Genomic DNA, 14,075 nt, shown 5'->3' with positions numbered 1-14,075 from the left:
ACGCAGCGGTGTGAGACGGGCATTCTTATGGATGTTCATTCGGATCCTCCGATGGATGCTGAAGCGTGGTAACTCCAGTCTCCTCGGTCCGGTCCGAATGGACAACCTCCCGAAAGCTCACAGCTAGCCAGCCGGTTCTCGAAGTCGCGGCGGTTGACGAGCCCGGTCAGCGCATCATGCGATGCCTGCCAAGACAGGCGGTCGATATAGTCCTGTTCGCGCGTCATGTCGTGCAGGGCCAGGACGCAACCGAGGATATTGCCGGAAACGATCAGCGGCGCGCCATTCAGCGCCACGGGCACGACCGAGTTGTCGGGACGCTCGAGAAGCTGCGGGCGCACATTGGAGCGGCGCGGCTCGCCCGCCAGCAGGCGCGGGATCAGATCGGTCTCCTCGACGCCGCTGTCCTTGTCGACGAGCCGGAACAAGGAGGGGACGGCTTTGCCCCTGGCGGTGGCCAGCGAGCTGGCAAGCAGCCTCTCCGCGGCGGCATTCATGTAATCCAGCCGTCCCTCGGCATCGGTGCTGATGACGGCCTGGCCGATCGAGGCCAACGTGACCTGAGCCCGCTCGCGTTCGGCGTTGAGCGCGTGCTGAAACGCCTGGCGCTGTTGGATCAGCTTACGTGTGCGCCAGACGGCGAGCAGGATGAGCAGGGCGGCGGTGGCGAGATTGGCCGCCGTCAGAGCCATCTTGATGAAGCGCGATCCCTCGCCGAGGCTGTCGGAAAAGGCCTTGGCGAGCGGTCCGATCCGGTGGTCGAGGCCGTGGATTTGCGCCTTCCAAAGACCGATCTCAGCCGCGGATGCCGGCCCCCTTTCAAGCCTGCGATGCATATCGTCGCCAAGTCGCTCTATGGCGAGGATCATCTCGTCGGCCGCGGCCCAGTGGCGGATGGCAATGTCGAGATAGCTCACCCGGCGGAAATTCTGGAACAGCCAGATCATGCCGTCGACATCTTCGGCATGATTTCCGCCGCCAAGGAAGCCTAGCCGCGCCGCGCTTGCGTCAGGCTCCGCCTGTTCGAGCGCCAGCCGCGCGGCACGATCGGCGAGCGGCACGGCGATGGCCTGGCGATATTCGCCGAAATACTCGTCCCGGCCGGTATCGGCATAGAGGTTCAGGAAATAGATGGCGTGCTTCTGCCCCTTCGACCATTGGCTTTCGCCACCGACATAGGCGCGCACGGCCGACAATGTGTGAAGGCTGAGCGTCGCGACCATTGCCTGGATCAGGACGACCGCGACGAAGGGCCAGACCAGCCCGATCAGTCGCGGATTGGCACCCGCCGATGAGAGTTCCATCTCATTCCCTCGGAGCCTGCCGCGACCCCGTCGGTGTCTGTCCGACTGGTTCATCCGTCGGTTGAGACGATGTTGTTCCCCACATGTCGTCCGGTTACTGGCGACATCAATTCAGATAAAGCGCCTGGCTTAACAGCCGATAAATTTGTCCAGTATTTGTTTCACGAGTTATTGGATCGCTGCTGCCGGGCGCTAACCCTACGTGATGGCGATATTTAAGCGCATTAGTATCCGCTGAAGTGCCCGGCAATTGCCGCCGCTCAGCGCTTGGCCTTGGATTTGTTGAGAGCCACGGCTTCGCGAACGAGCGCCTTAAGCGCGCCTTCGTCGATCTTGTCGCCTTGCTTGAAATCGATGGCGCGCCTGGTGTTGCCTTCGAGGCTGGAGTTGAAGAGCTTCGCCGGATCGGGTAGCGCCGCGCCCCTGGCGAAGGTCAATTTGACGACGGCCTTGTAGGTCTCGCCGGTGCAGATGATGCCGGCGTCTTCCCAGACCGGCACGCCGCGCCATTTCCATGTCTCGACGGCTTCCGGCGCGGCTTGCCGGATGAGTGCGCGAAGCCTGGCAAGCGTCTCACCACGCCAGTCGCCCAGTTCCTCGATCCGGCCGTCGATCAGCTCGGACGCAGACTTGCCGTCCTGTGTGCCGCCTTCTTGCATGTCCGGTTCTCCTTAGAGGCTGAATTTGAGATTGCCACCGTGACCCTTTCAGGGAGGGCGCTCGATCTTTTGTGAGGTTACATTCGTTCGCCGGGCAATCGGCTTGCCTGTTTCACCCAGGAGATGAATTGCTCCTCGTCGAACCGGCCGTCCTCATGGATGTGGAAATAGCGCGTGTCCTTGCTCTTTGATTCGACGGGAGGCACGGGCTCCAGCGACAGGCCGCGGAAGAACGCCACCTTGATGTATCTGGCGAAGCAGTGGATGCCGAGGAACCAACCTTGGCCTTCCATGCCGTAGAAGGGAGAGTTCCATTTGACAGTTTTCCGCACATTGGGAACGGCCTTCACGATGAGCTGGTCGAGCCGCCGCCCGACCTCGCTCTTCCAGCCCGGCATCGCAGCGATATAGGCCTGCACGGGGGCATCACCATGGTCCTTGGCGATCTGCGGGTTGCCGCCTGAAAGCAGGACAGGTTTTCCGTCCGGGGATCCGGCGGCGGCAGTCTTGGGCGATTTCGCTTTCGCCATCAGGTTGATCCCACGCGTTGGCGCGTCGACCCGCCACGTGATTTGGCGGCATAGGGCAGCACGAACATATAGAGCCCACTGAACAGCAGCAGGAAAAGCGGGATCAACGGCGAATAGACGATCCAGGCGGGCGGCGGTCCCATGGCCATGGCGGCAAAATTGGCGATGACGGTCATGGTGAAGATAATCGACAGCCAACGATGAAGCTGCCTGATCCACTTGCTCCAGTCCAATGCTACCTCCTCTGTCGAACGATTGAAACGTCAGCCTTGCCAGCGCGCCAGCTGCGAAAGCTGAATGAGGTTGCCGCAGGTGTCGTTGAGCTGCGCGATGGTGGCGCCCGTCACCGCGGTCGGCGCCATGGCGAAGTTGCCGCCATTGGCCTTGATGCGCTCATGGTCGGCATTGATGTCGTCAGTGAACAGCATCAACGCCGGCTGGCCCTGCTTGAAGATGGCCTGCTGGTAGGTTTTTGCCGCCGGATTGTCGTTGAGCGCCAGTTGCAGCTCGGTGCCGTCCGGATCGTCGGGCGAAGTAACGGTCAGCCAGCGAAACGGTCCATTGGTGAAGTCGGCCTTCTTGGTGAAGCCCAGAACGTCGGTGTAGAAACCGAGAGCCTTCTCCTGGTCGTCGACATAGATGCTGGTCAGCTTGATCTTCATTTTGATGTCTCCATTGCTCACGCCTGCGGTTTGCCGCCCCGCCAGGATCGTGTCTGTGTTTTGAAGCTTTGCGGACCTCAATCGATCCGCGAAAGCAACTGCTCCAGGGCCGTGATGTTGCGCTTCCAGCCCACCGTGGCGCCGCGGTAATACGGCTCCTGGTCGACGCGGAAGCCGACCTGCTCCATGCGCAGATGCGTGCCCGTGCTCGTCGGTGTCAGCGTCCAGGTGACCACGCTCTCGAGGTCCTTGGTGTCCCAGGTGTAGGACAAGGTCCGGTTGGGTTCGACTGTCCGCACCTGGCAGTCGACGCCTCCCCACTCCGCGCCCATATTGAAGCGATGGTCCACGACCGGCTTGAAGTTGTTCTTCATCAGCCACTCCTCGATGAGATGCGGTTGGGTGAGCGCGCGCCAGATCTTTTCCGGTGGAAAAGCCATCTCGCGCTCGACGATGACGGAGCGCGTTGCAGCCGAAACTTCGTTCATTGATCCATCCTTTTGAGCAGGTCTTCGAGATCGTCGAACCGGCTTTCCCAAAACCCCGCCATGTCGCGCGTCCAGTCCATCAGCGGCGCGAGCGCCTTGAGCTGCGCGCTGTAGTGGGTCTGGCGCCCTTCATGGCGGTCGCGCACCAGACCAGCCTCCTTGAGCACGCCGAGATGCTTGGACACCGCCGGCTGCGAGACACCGGCCTCGGCTGTGAGGGCTCCGACCGTCTGCTCGCCCTGGCGGCACAGACGTTCGAAAATGGCGCGCCGTGTCGGATCGGCAAGCGTCCTGAACAGCATATCGTGCGTGGCCGGCATCTCAGATCGATAACCCATTGGCTATTGATTAACGTATAACCGCCGGGATATATGTGAGTCAAGCAGCGAAATGAGAGCCGCTCGAAACCGCAATGCCAAGGTGCGTCCGCATGGGAACGGTCGCTGGAGAGCGGCCGCAACAAGCTGCTGCTGCTCAGGGAAAGGCCGTGGCTCTGCCGGCGCGCCTCCACGGCCTTTCCGGACGACACTGAACAGGACGGTTATGCCGGATCGGGCGCCGGAATGGCGAGGTCCCTCAGCAGCGTCGAAAGCTCCGGTTCGTCGATCAGCAAGGCGGCGTCGGCCGCCGGCAGCCATGCGCGCTGCCGGTTCGCGGCTTCCCGCCAGTCGGCAAGCTCCTCGGTGACCTCGAGCAGATAGACCGCTACGTCCACGCGGATGAAGCCGTTGGTCATGCGTTTCCAATAGGAATAGGTGCCGGCAGGCTGCTTCAGCGCCTTGCCGAGGACGCCCGCCTCTTCCTGGGCTTCGATCGTTGCCGCCTTGCGCCCACTCTTGCCCTTCATCGGCCAGCCCTTGGGCACGATAAAGCGGCGCGTGGTGCGCGAGGTGACCAGCAGCACTTCGACGCCGCCGTCTTTGCGCAACCGAAACGGAATGGCCGCTACCTGGCGGATCCGTTGCCCTTTCTTGGCCCTGCGAACTGCCTTCTTCTTGGTTGTTGCCATCCCAAATTCCGGTGAGAGCAGCATCCGCGCCATGCGCCACCGCCGCGCGGCAAAAACCCTGTCTCCCTGCAAACCCTAAAACCACCGCCCTTGCAATCCGGCATCGGCAAGTAAGTCGGCTAATAAACTGAAAAAAACAAAATGTCAGCGGCAAACCCGCGAAATTGTGTTGCCGACTGCTTCCATCCGGCACGTCTGGCCGTAGATGGGCACATCGGGCCGAGGTTTGGGCGCGGCTTGCCGATCGAGGTCGCGGTACAGTTGCTGCTGCTGCTGATATTGCTGCCGCTGCAGCTGGTTCTGCAATTGCTGCAGCTGGTTCTGTTCCATCAATGCGTTGCGGTTCGTCGGGATGACGATCTGCGCCGATACGCCGGAAGCCAGACCCAGCAAGCCTGTGGCCGCCAGGGCAATTGATATCAGAAACGCCGATGAACGGGGCTGCCACATGGCTTCTTTGTCCGCATGAAAAACAGAGCCTCGTCCTAATATAGGGCGTCCGACCGGCTGCGCCATGGTCAGTTGATCGATTGTCATGCCAAAGAAAATCCGGCCCGTGTCCCAGCATTGCACTTGACGGCGGCGGCGGTTGGCGGCTCTATCACGCGGCTCCGCCCCGTCCGCATGAATGGCCGGTTGGTAAAGAGGGTTCAATGAAAATCAGGTATAAGTTGACCATCACGATGCTGGCTGTCGCGGGTATCGTCGGTCTGCCGGCACTTGCCGCGCAGAACAAGGGCGACAAGGTGGCAGCGCCCGCCGCCGACGCGGCCAAGCCGCAACTGCCGGGCGGCGCCTCGGCGCTGTCGGAGAGCATGGCGACTGGACGGTCAACTGCCAGGTCACCGGCACCAACAAGGTCTGCAGCCTGTCGCATCAGCAGTTCAACAAGCAGAGCGGCCAGCGGCTGCTGGCGATCGAACTGACGACCAAGACCGGCCAGGACGCCGCGGGCACGTTGGCGCTGCCCTTCGGTCTTGCCTTGGCCAGCGGCATCTCGCTCGAGATCGACGACAAGAAGCTGGACGGCACGCTGCAGTTCAACACCTGTCAGGCGGTCGGTTGCCTGGTTCCGGTGGCGTTCGATGCCGATACCACGCCGCTCCTGCAGAACGGCACCACGCTGAAGATCGACGCCATCGCGGCCGATACGACACAGCCGATCTCCTTCACCATCTCGCTCAACGGCTTTGGAGGCGCGCTGTCCCGGACGGCGGATCTTTCGGCGAATTAGTTCGCCAGGGACCGGCCGGCTGAATGCTTCGCCCTGGGATGACGACCTTGAGATGCTTCGGCCAACCACCATGGCTTGCCTCAGCTACTCGACCTCTCGCAACCGGTACCCCACGCCCGTCTCGGTGATGATGTAGCGCGGCTGGTCGGGAGTCTTCTCGATCTTCTGGCGCAATTGGCGGACATAGACCCTGAGATATTGCACGTCGGTCGAATCGTTCCAGATCTGCTTCATCAGGAACTGATGGGTCAGCACCTTGCCGGCATACTGCACGAGCATGCGCAGGATGTCGTATTCCTTGGGCGACAGCTTCACTTCCTTGCCCTCGACCTTGACGATGCGCTTCACCAGGTCGACCGAGAGATCGCCGGTTTGGAATACCGGTTTCTCGCCCTGCTGCTGGAATTTATGGCGCAGGGCGACGCGGATGCGGGCGACGAGCTCGTTCATGCCGAAGGGCTTTGTCACATAGTCGTCGGCGCCGAGCTCGAGCGCCGAAACGATGCCGGCCTCGTCGGTGCGGCTGGACAGGATGACGACCGGAATGTCGAGGCCATCGCTTCGCCACTTGCCGAGCAGCTCCAGGCCGGTCATGCCGGGCAGGCCGAGATCGAGCAGGATCAGGTCGGGCCGCTCGGTCTGCATGTGTTCGATGGCTGCCTTGGCATTCGGCGCCTCGGACACCGCATAACCCTGGCTGCCGAGGCCGACACGCAGCAATTTGCGGATCGGCGGTTCGTCGTCGACCACCAGGATGGAGACGGTCTGGTTGGTCATGCCGCATCGTCCGTAAGGGGTGCGCCGAGAGCAGGCAAGTCAGCCGGCACCGGCATGCGGATGGTGAAGATCGCGCCGGCCCGGTCGGTGCGGTTGGCCGCCGCGATCGTGCCGCCCATCGCCTCGATGAAGCCGCGGCTGATCGACAGGCCGAGGCCGGTGCCGGCGCGCACCTGGTCGCGCTTGCGCACGCGGTAGAAGGTGTCGAATATCCGTTCCAGGTCATCGGGCGGAATGCCCGGTCCCTCATCCATCACCTGCAGGATGACGGCGCCGTTGTCGACCCAGGCCTGCAGCCGGATGGACGAGCCGGGCGAGGCGTATTTGGCGGCGTTGTCGAGGAGGTTGAACAGCGCCTGCTCGAACAGCACGGGATCGAGCCGCAGCATCGGCAGGTCGGCCGGAATGTCGGTCTCTATCGTGTGCTCGACGGTGATCGTCTGTGCCCGGTTCAGCGCCGAGCCGACAATGTCGCCGACATAATGCAGCGCGTAATTCGGCTCCATCGCGCCGGACTCGATCCTGGTCATGTCGAGCAGGTTGGCGATGAAGCGGTTCAGCCGCTCCGATTCGCTGACCACCGTCGACAAAAGCTCGGCGCGATCCTTTTCCGGCAGCGCCGGCGCGAATTCCTTCAGCGTGCCGGCCGCGCCCATGATCGCGGCAAGCGGCGTCTTCAGATCATGCGAGATCGAGGTAAGCAGCGCCGAGCGGAGCCGGTCGGCTTCGGCCTCCAGCTTGGCGCGGTCGACATCGGCAACGAGCTGGACGCGCTCGATGGCGACAGCGGCCTGGTCGGCCAAGGCATCGAGCAGGCGCTGCTGCTCGGGCGTCAGCAGCGGCCCCTGCTTGTCATTATCGAGGCCGACGACGCCGATCGCGGTCCGCCCGGTGCGCAAGGGCAGATAGAGACGTTTTGCGCCGGGCAAAGTGTCGGCGCCGCGGCCGGCGGCGCGGTTATGCTCCCAGGCCCAGCGCGCGGCCGCGATGTCGGCCTCGGCCAAGGTATCGTCGGGCGGATAGCCCGCCTTGACCGTGATGGTGCCGCTTTCCGGCAAAAGCAGCACGACGCGGACTTTCAGCATCGAGGCGATCTGGAAGGCGGTGGCCCACAGCACGTCGTCGAGCGTGCCCGCGCCGGCGAGCTTCTTGGAGAAGGAATAGATGTCCTCGGTGGCGCGCGCCCGCGAGCGCGCAGCGACGGCCTGGCGCTGCACGCGCGCCGTGAGATTGCTGGCGATGACAGCGACGACGAGGAAGACCATGAAGGCAACGATGCTCTCCGGATCCCTGATTGTCAGCGTGTAGCGCGGCTCGAGGAAGAAGTAGTTGAAGCCAAGAGCGCTGATGAAACAGGCGTAGAGCGCCGGCCAGAGTCCGCAGGTGACGGCCGACGTCAGCACGGACAACAGAAGCACGATCGCGAGATTGCGCACGTCGAGGAACTGATCGAGAACCGCGCTGACCGCCAGCGCGCCGGCCACATAGGCCGTGGAGAACAGATAGGACCAGATCTGGAACGGTTTCTGCTCGGGCGCGGCCTTCACGCGTACCGGTGGCGCGTCGGCATCGCGTTCGGTACCGGAAATAACGTGGACGCTGATATCGCCGGCATTGCGGATCAGGTCATAGGTAAGCGAGCCCTCGATCAGCTCGCGCCAGCGCGAACGGGTCGGCCTGCCGATGACGATATGGGTAAAATTGTTCGTCGTTGCGTGGCGCACGATGTCCTGGGCCACGTTCTGGCCGGGAATGGTGGTGATCTCGGCGCCGAGCTGCTCGGCAAGGCGCAGGTTCCTGGCCAGCCGGTCCTTGTCTTCCTCGGACATGGTGGCCAAACGCGGCGTGTCGATGTGAAGCGCCGTCCAGGGCGCGCGCAGCCGGTCGGCAAGCCGGCGCGCATAGCGGATGCGGGCGGCTCCGCCAGGCTGCGCGTCGACGCAGACGAGCACGCGCTCACCCGCCGCCCAGGGACCGGGAATGGCGTGCGACTGCATGTGGTTGAGCAGCTGCTCGTCGACGCGCTGGGCGGTGCGGCGCAGCGCCAGCTCGCGTAGCGCCGTCAGATTGCCCGGCGAAAAATAGTTCTCGATGGCGCGCTGGGCGGTGTTGGGGAAATAGACCTTGCCGTCCTGCAGCCGTTTGATCAGGTCGTCAGGGGTGAGGTCGATGATCTCGATGTCGTCGGCCTCGTCGATGATGGAATCGGGAACGGTCTCGCGCACCCTGACGCGCGTGATCTGGGCGACGACATCGTTCAGGCTCTCGACATGCTGGATGTTGAGCGTGGTGTAGACGTCGATGCCCTGCGCGAGAATCTCCTGCACGTCGAGATAGCGTTTGGGATGCCGGCTGCCCGGCGCGTTGGTGTGGGCGAGCTCATCGACCAGGACCAGAGCGGGGCGCCGTTTCAGGATGGCGTCGATGTCCATCTCGTCCAAGGTCTGGCCGCGATAGTCGACCAGACGGCGCGGGATCACCTCGTAGCCGTCGACCAGGGCCTGGGTTTCCTTGCGGCCGTGCGTCTCGACGATGCCGATGACGACATCGATGCCGTCGGCGCGGCGGGCGCGGCCCGCCATCAGCATCTCGTATGTCTTGCCGACACCGGGGGCGGCGCCGAGGAAGATGCGCAGACGACCGCGGCCTTCCCGCTCGGCATGCTCGAGCAGCGCGTCGGGGGAGGGCCTGGAATCGTTGCTGCGGTCTTCGGGCATCAGATCCAATCATAATTGCGCCGGGGGTCGTGTCGATCCCCGGCGCGCGGTGGGATTATTTCAAGTCGTCGAGGGCCAGGTTGAGCGCCAGCACATTGACCACCGGCTCGCCAAGGACGCCGAGCTCGCGACCCTCGACATGGCTGTCGACCAGCGACTTCACCTTGGCCTCGTCGACGTTGCGAGCCTTGGCCACCCGCAGCACCTGGAAGTAGGCGTCCTCGGGGCTGACGTCGGGGTCGAGGCCGCTGCCGGATGTGGTCAACAGGCCCATCGGCACCGGTGCGTTCGGGTTCTCCGCCTTCAACTTCTCTGCGTCGCCCTTGATGCGCTCGATAAGCTTCGGATCGGTCGGGCCGAGATTGGAGCCGCCGGAGGAGCTGGCGTCGTAACCGTTGCCGGCGGCCGACGGCCGGCCGTGGAAGTAACGGTCGCCGGCAAAGGCCTGGCCGATCAGCTCGGAGCCGATGACCCTGCCGTCCCTGGTGATCAGGCTGCCATTGGCCTGTTTCGGAAACAGTGCCTGGGCGATGCCGGTCATGCCGATCGGATAGATAAGGCCGGTCAGCACCGTGAAGAAAACGATCATGACCAAAGCGGGTCTAAGTTGCTTGAGCATCGGGGAAATCCTTATGCGAGGCCAAGGGCGGTGACGATCAGATCGATCGCCTTGATGCCGACGAAGGGCACGATGATGCCGCCGAGGCCGTAGATGAGAAGATTGCGGCTGAGCAGGGCGCCGGCGCCGATGGCGCGGTATTTGACGCCCTTCAGCGAAAGCGGGATCAGCGCGATGATGATCAGCGCGTTGAAGATGATGGCCGACAGGATCGCGCTCTGCGGCGTTGCCAGATGCATGATGTTGAGCGCTTCGAGCGGTCCGTTTTTCTGTCCGGGCGCGACGTAGAAAACCGCGAACATCGCCGGGATGATGGCGAAGTACTTGGCCACGTCGTTGGCGATCGAGAAGGTCGTCAGCGAGCCGCGCGTCATCAACAGCGCCTTGCCGATCTCGACGATCTCGATCAGCTTGGTCGGGTCGCTGTCGAGGTCGACCATGTTGCCGGCTTCGCGCGCGGCGACCGTGCCGGTGTTCATGGCGACGCCGACATCGGCCTGGGCAAGCGCGGGCGCGTCGTTGGTGCCGTCGCCGCACATGGCGACCAGCTTGCCCTTGGCCTGCTCCTCACGGATCAGCGACAGCTTGTTCTCGGGCGTCGCCTGGGCGAGGAAGTCGTCGACGCCGGCTTCCGCCGCGATCGCCGCTGCCGTCAGCGGGTTGTCGCCGGTGATCATCACCGTGCGGATGCCCATTTTCCGCAGCTCGGCGAAACGCTCGGCTATGCCGCCTTTGACAATGTCCTTGAGGTGGACGACCCCGAGCAGGCGACCGTCGCGCTCGACGGCGAGCGGCGTGCCGCCGGCCTTGGCAATCTCGTCGGCAATGGCCTGCAGGTCGCGGATCGTGTCGCTCGTCGGCCGCGTGCCGTGCGCTGCTAAAGTCGCCTGGTTGACATGGGCGAGCACAGCGTCGACCGCGCCCTTGCGCACCGAGGAGCCGTCGATGTCGACGCCGCTCATGCGGGTCTGCGCGGTGAAGGGCACGAAGGTCGCGTGCAGGGTCGCCATATCGCGGGCGCGGATGCCGTATTTTTCCTTGGCGAGAACGACGATCGAACGCCCCTCGGGCGTCTCGTCGGCCAGCGAGGCAAGCTGGGCGGCGTCGGCCAGCTCCTGCTCGCTGACGCCCTTGACCGGCCGGAACTCGGTCGCCTGGCGGTTGCCGAGCGTGATCGTGCCGGTCTTGTCGAGGAGCAGCGTGTCGACGTCGCCGGCGGCCTCGACGGCGCGGCCGGACATGGCGAGCACGTTGAAGCGCACCAGGCGGTCCATGCCGGCGATGCCGATGGCCGACAGCAGCGCGCCGATCGTGGTCGGGATCAGCGTCACGAAGAGCGCGACGAGGATCGTCACCGGGATATAGCCGCCCGAATAGGCGGCGAAGCTCGGAATGGTCGCGGTGGCCAGCACGAAGATCAGCGTCATGCCGACGAGCAGGATGTTGAGCGCGATCTCGTTCGGCGTCTTCTGGCGTTCCGCGCCTTCGACCAGCGAGATCATACGGTCGAGGAAAGTGTGGCCGGAAGCGGCGGAAATGCGCACGCGGATCCAGTCGGACAGGACCTGCGTGCCGCCGGTGACGGCCGAGCGGTCGCCGCCGGATTCGCGGATCACCGGCGCGGATTCGCCGGTGATCGCCGCCTCGTTCACCGAGGCCACGCCCTCGATCACCTCGCCGTCCGACGGGATGATGTCGCCGGCTTCGACGAGCACGACGTCGCCGACCTTCAGGCTGGTGCCTGGCACGAGCTTGAACTTGGCGCGGCCTTCGCCGTTGAGCAGCTTGGCCTGGGTTTCGGTGCGCGCCTTGCGCAGCGAGTCGGCTTGCGCCTTGCCGCGCCCTTCGGCGACCGCCTCGGCGAAGTTGGCGAACAGCACGGTGAACCACAGCCAAATGATGATCTGGAGGGTAAAGCCGAGATCGCCGCCGCCGGTGACCAGGTCGCGGATGAAGAGCACGGTGGTGAGCAACGAGACAATGGCGACGACGAACATCACCGGATTCTTGATCAGCGTGCGTGGGTTCAGCTTGCGGAAGGCGCCGCCGATGGCGGGCACAAGGATGCGGGCATCGACAATGCTCGCGGATTTGGACGGGCTCATTTCGAGGCTCCAGTATCGGTGATGTTGGACGGCGCCGGGTGTTCGGTCTTCGGCAACAAACGCGGAAGGCCGGCGGCCAGCAGCCACAGCACGAGCAGCACGGCTGCCATGCCGAGGAAGGTTGAAAGGGTGGGGAAAGGACGAGGTTTCTCGTCCCTTCCGTTGTAGGGGCCGCCGTCGCCGGGTTGGTGAGGATCGCTCCGAAGGATGTCGTTGAAGCGGAGCACGGCCATCTCAGAAAGTCTGTCCATGGATCATCGCCAGGTGTTCGACGATCGGGCCGATCGCCAGGGCCGGGAAGAAGGTGAGGCCGACGACGATCAGGATGACGCCGACGAGCAGCCCGACGAACAGGGGACCGTCGGTGGGGAAGGTGCCGGCGGAGGCCGGAACCGTCTTCTTCGCCGCCAGCGAGCCGGCGATGGCCAAAGCTGGAATGATGACGAAGAAGCGGCCCACCCACATGGTGACGCCGAGCGTCAGGTTGTACCAGGGCGTGTTGCCGGTGAGGCCGGCGAAGGCCGAGCCGTTGTTCGCGGCCGCCGAAGTATAGGCGTAGAGGACCTCGGAGAAGCCGTGCGGACCGCCATTGGCCATGGAGGCCACGGCGCTCGGCAGGACGACGGCGATGGCGGTGAAGACCAGCATCACCAGCGGCAAAGCGAGGATGGCGAGCATCGCCATCTTGACCTCCTTGGCCTCGATCTTCTTGCCGAGATATTCCGGCGTGCGGCCGACCATCAGGCCGGCGACGAAGACGGCGATGACGATGAACATCAGAATGCCATAGAAGCCGGCGCCGACGCCGCCGACGATGACCTCGCCAAGCTGCATGTTGATGAGCGGGATAAGGCCGCCAAGCGCCGTGAAACTATCATGCATGGCGTTGACGGCGCCGCAAGAGGCGGCCGTGGTGATGACCGCGAACAGCGCCGAGGCGGCGATGCCGAAGCGGGTCTCCTTGCCTTCCATGTTGCCGCCGTCGATGCCCAGCGCATGCACCAGCGGGTTGCCCGCCGCCTCGGCCCAGTAGCAGACGGCAACTCCAGCGACGAACAGCACACCCATCGAGGCGAGGATCGCCCAGCCCTGGCGCTCACTGCCGACCATACGGCCGAAGACATTGGTGAGCGCGGCACCCAGCGCGAAGATCGTCACCATCTGGATCAGATTGGAGATGGCGTCGGGGTTCTCGAACGGATGCGCGGCATTGGCATTGAAGAAGCCACCGCCATTGGTGCCGAGCATCTTGATGGCGACCTGCGAGGCGACCGGTCCGAGCGCGAGCGTCTGCTTGGCCCCTTCAAGCGTGGTGGCATCGACATAGGCCCCGAGCGTCTGCGGTATGCCGAGCCAGACATAGACCAGCGTCAGCACGATGCAGAGCGGCAGGAGCACGTAGAGCGTGCAGCGGGTGATATCGACCCAGAAATTGCCGATCGACTTGCCGGAGGCACGGGCGAAGCCGCGGATCAGCGCGACCGCGATGGCGATGCCGACCGCGGCGGACATGAAGTTCTGCACAGTGAGCGCGGCCATCTGCACGAGATAGGACATCGTGCTCTCGCCGCCGTAATTCTGCCAGTTGGTGTTGGTGACGAAGGAGACGGCGGTGTTGAAGGCAAGGCCCGGTTCGACGGCGGACATGCCGGCCGGATTGTAGGGCAAGACGCCTTGCAGACGCTGCAGGGCATAGACCGCGAGGAAGCTGGCCAGGCTGAAGAAGATGATACCGGCCGCGTAGCCGGTCCAGTGCTGCTCCTCGTTCTCACTGGTTCCCGATATGCGATAGAGGAGCCGCTCGACGGGGCCGAGGATCGGCGAGAGGAAGGTGCGGTCGCCGTTGAAGACGCGATACATATAGCCGCCGAGCGGCTTCACGAGCAAAAGCACGATCGCGCAGTAAAGAAGGATCTGTGTCCATCCGTTGAAGGTCATGGGAGTAACTTTCCGTGCCGGGCGCCAGGCGCG

Annotated in this window: 17 protein-coding genes; 2 read left to right on the top strand and 15 right to left on the bottom strand. The window is 63.9% G+C overall.

Annotation, left to right across the window (positions count from 1 at the left end; genetic code table 11):
* Positions 1-35: 35 nt before the first annotated feature.
* The 9 genes from EN869_RS32955 to EN869_RS32915 form a co-directional block, all read right to left on the bottom strand.
* Positions 36-1,304 carry a PAS domain-containing protein gene (locus EN869_RS32955; RefSeq protein ID WP_135879483.1) on the bottom strand — a complete coding sequence of 423 codons (1,269 nt, stop codon included), beginning with the start codon at positions 1,302-1,304 and terminating at the stop codon, positions 36-38.
* A 260-nt stretch (positions 1,305-1,564) separates the two neighbouring features.
* Positions 1,565-1,963 (bottom strand): DUF1801 domain-containing protein, encoded by a 399-nt coding sequence (locus tag EN869_RS32950; protein WP_127230718.1) that lies wholly within the window; start codon positions 1,961-1,963, stop codon positions 1,565-1,567.
* A gap of 77 nt (positions 1,964-2,040) precedes the next feature.
* Positions 2,041-2,493: a DUF1801 domain-containing protein gene (locus EN869_RS32945; RefSeq protein ID WP_127230717.1), complete on the bottom strand. Its 453-nt coding sequence runs from the start codon at positions 2,491-2,493 to the stop codon at positions 2,041-2,043.
* Complete coding sequence (locus EN869_RS32940; protein ID WP_127230716.1) at positions 2,493-2,726, bottom strand: hypothetical protein; 234 nt, start codon at positions 2,724-2,726, stop codon at positions 2,493-2,495. The genes EN869_RS32945 and EN869_RS32940 overlap by 1 nt, the downstream gene beginning before the upstream one ends.
* Positions 2,727-2,756: 30 nt before the next feature.
* Complete coding sequence (locus EN869_RS32935; protein WP_127230715.1) at positions 2,757-3,155, bottom strand: VOC family protein; 399 nt, start codon at positions 3,153-3,155, stop codon at positions 2,757-2,759.
* Between the two features lie 77 nt (positions 3,156-3,232).
* Positions 3,233-3,643, bottom strand: a complete 411-nt coding sequence (locus EN869_RS32930) for an SRPBCC domain-containing protein (protein WP_127230714.1) — start codon at positions 3,641-3,643, stop codon at positions 3,233-3,235.
* The gene (locus EN869_RS32925) at positions 3,640-3,963 is read right to left on the bottom strand and encodes a metalloregulator ArsR/SmtB family transcription factor (protein ID WP_112096567.1); all 324 of its coding nucleotides are present in this window, start codon (positions 3,961-3,963) and stop codon (positions 3,640-3,642) included. The genes EN869_RS32930 and EN869_RS32925 overlap by 4 nt, the downstream gene beginning before the upstream one ends.
* Before the next feature lie 221 nt (positions 3,964-4,184).
* On the bottom strand, positions 4,185-4,652 hold the full coding sequence (locus EN869_RS32920; RefSeq protein WP_127230713.1) for an NUDIX hydrolase: 468 nt from the start codon (positions 4,650-4,652) through the stop codon (positions 4,185-4,187).
* A 144-nt stretch (positions 4,653-4,796) separates the two neighbouring features.
* Positions 4,797-5,189: a hypothetical protein gene (locus EN869_RS32915; RefSeq protein ID WP_245489358.1), complete on the bottom strand. Its 393-nt coding sequence runs from the start codon at positions 5,187-5,189 to the stop codon at positions 4,797-4,799.
* 116 nt (positions 5,190-5,305) lie between these two features.
* Here EN869_RS32915 and EN869_RS35360 point away from each other — a divergent pair, with 116 nt between their 5' ends.
* Together EN869_RS35360 and EN869_RS32910 are read left to right on the top strand one after the other, a co-directional pair.
* On the top strand, positions 5,306-5,578 hold the full coding sequence (locus tag EN869_RS35360; RefSeq protein WP_245489357.1) for a hypothetical protein: 273 nt from the start codon (positions 5,306-5,308) through the stop codon (positions 5,576-5,578).
* Positions 5,521-5,886: an invasion associated locus B family protein gene (locus tag EN869_RS32910; RefSeq protein ID WP_245489378.1), complete on the top strand. Its 366-nt coding sequence runs from the start codon at positions 5,521-5,523 to the stop codon at positions 5,884-5,886. Before EN869_RS35360 ends, EN869_RS32910 begins: the two co-directional genes overlap by 58 nt.
* An 84-nt stretch (positions 5,887-5,970) precedes the next feature.
* On the opposite strand, the gene EN869_RS32905 is transcribed toward EN869_RS32910, so the two are convergent.
* Genes EN869_RS32905 through kdpA form a run of 6 tightly spaced genes read right to left on the bottom strand, consistent with a single transcriptional unit; the run spans position 5,971 to position 14,042 of the window.
* Positions 5,971-6,663: a response regulator transcription factor gene (locus tag EN869_RS32905; RefSeq protein WP_127230712.1), complete on the bottom strand. Its 693-nt coding sequence runs from the start codon at positions 6,661-6,663 to the stop codon at positions 5,971-5,973.
* Positions 6,660-9,380 carry a sensor histidine kinase KdpD gene (locus tag EN869_RS32900; RefSeq protein WP_127230711.1) on the bottom strand — a complete coding sequence of 907 codons (2,721 nt, stop codon included), beginning with the start codon at positions 9,378-9,380 and terminating at the stop codon, positions 6,660-6,662. Before EN869_RS32900 ends, EN869_RS32905 begins: the two co-directional genes overlap by 4 nt.
* A gap of 55 nt (positions 9,381-9,435) precedes the next feature.
* A complete protein-coding gene (gene kdpC, locus EN869_RS32895; RefSeq protein WP_127230710.1) occupies positions 9,436-9,999 on the bottom strand; it encodes a potassium-transporting ATPase subunit KdpC in 564 nt (187 codons plus the stop codon).
* Between the two features lie 11 nt (positions 10,000-10,010).
* Entirely contained in the window at positions 10,011-12,104 is a 2,094-nt protein-coding gene (gene kdpB / locus EN869_RS32890; RefSeq protein WP_127230709.1) for a potassium-transporting ATPase subunit KdpB, read from the bottom strand.
* Positions 12,101-12,355, bottom strand: a complete 255-nt coding sequence (locus tag EN869_RS32885) for a hypothetical protein (protein ID WP_245489356.1) — start codon at positions 12,353-12,355, stop codon at positions 12,101-12,103. Before EN869_RS32885 ends, kdpB begins: the two co-directional genes overlap by 4 nt.
* On the bottom strand, positions 12,339-14,042 hold the full coding sequence (kdpA, locus tag EN869_RS32880) for a potassium-transporting ATPase subunit KdpA (protein WP_127230708.1): 1,704 nt from the start codon (positions 14,040-14,042) through the stop codon (positions 12,339-12,341). Before kdpA ends, EN869_RS32885 begins: the two co-directional genes overlap by 17 nt.
* Positions 14,043-14,075 lie beyond the last annotated feature (33 nt).

The organism is Mesorhizobium sp. M2D.F.Ca.ET.226.01.1.1 (genome assembly GCF_004022705.2).
Classification (GTDB): Bacteria; Pseudomonadota; Alphaproteobacteria; order Rhizobiales; family Rhizobiaceae; genus Mesorhizobium.
This window is presented reverse-complemented; position numbering and strand designations above follow the sequence as displayed.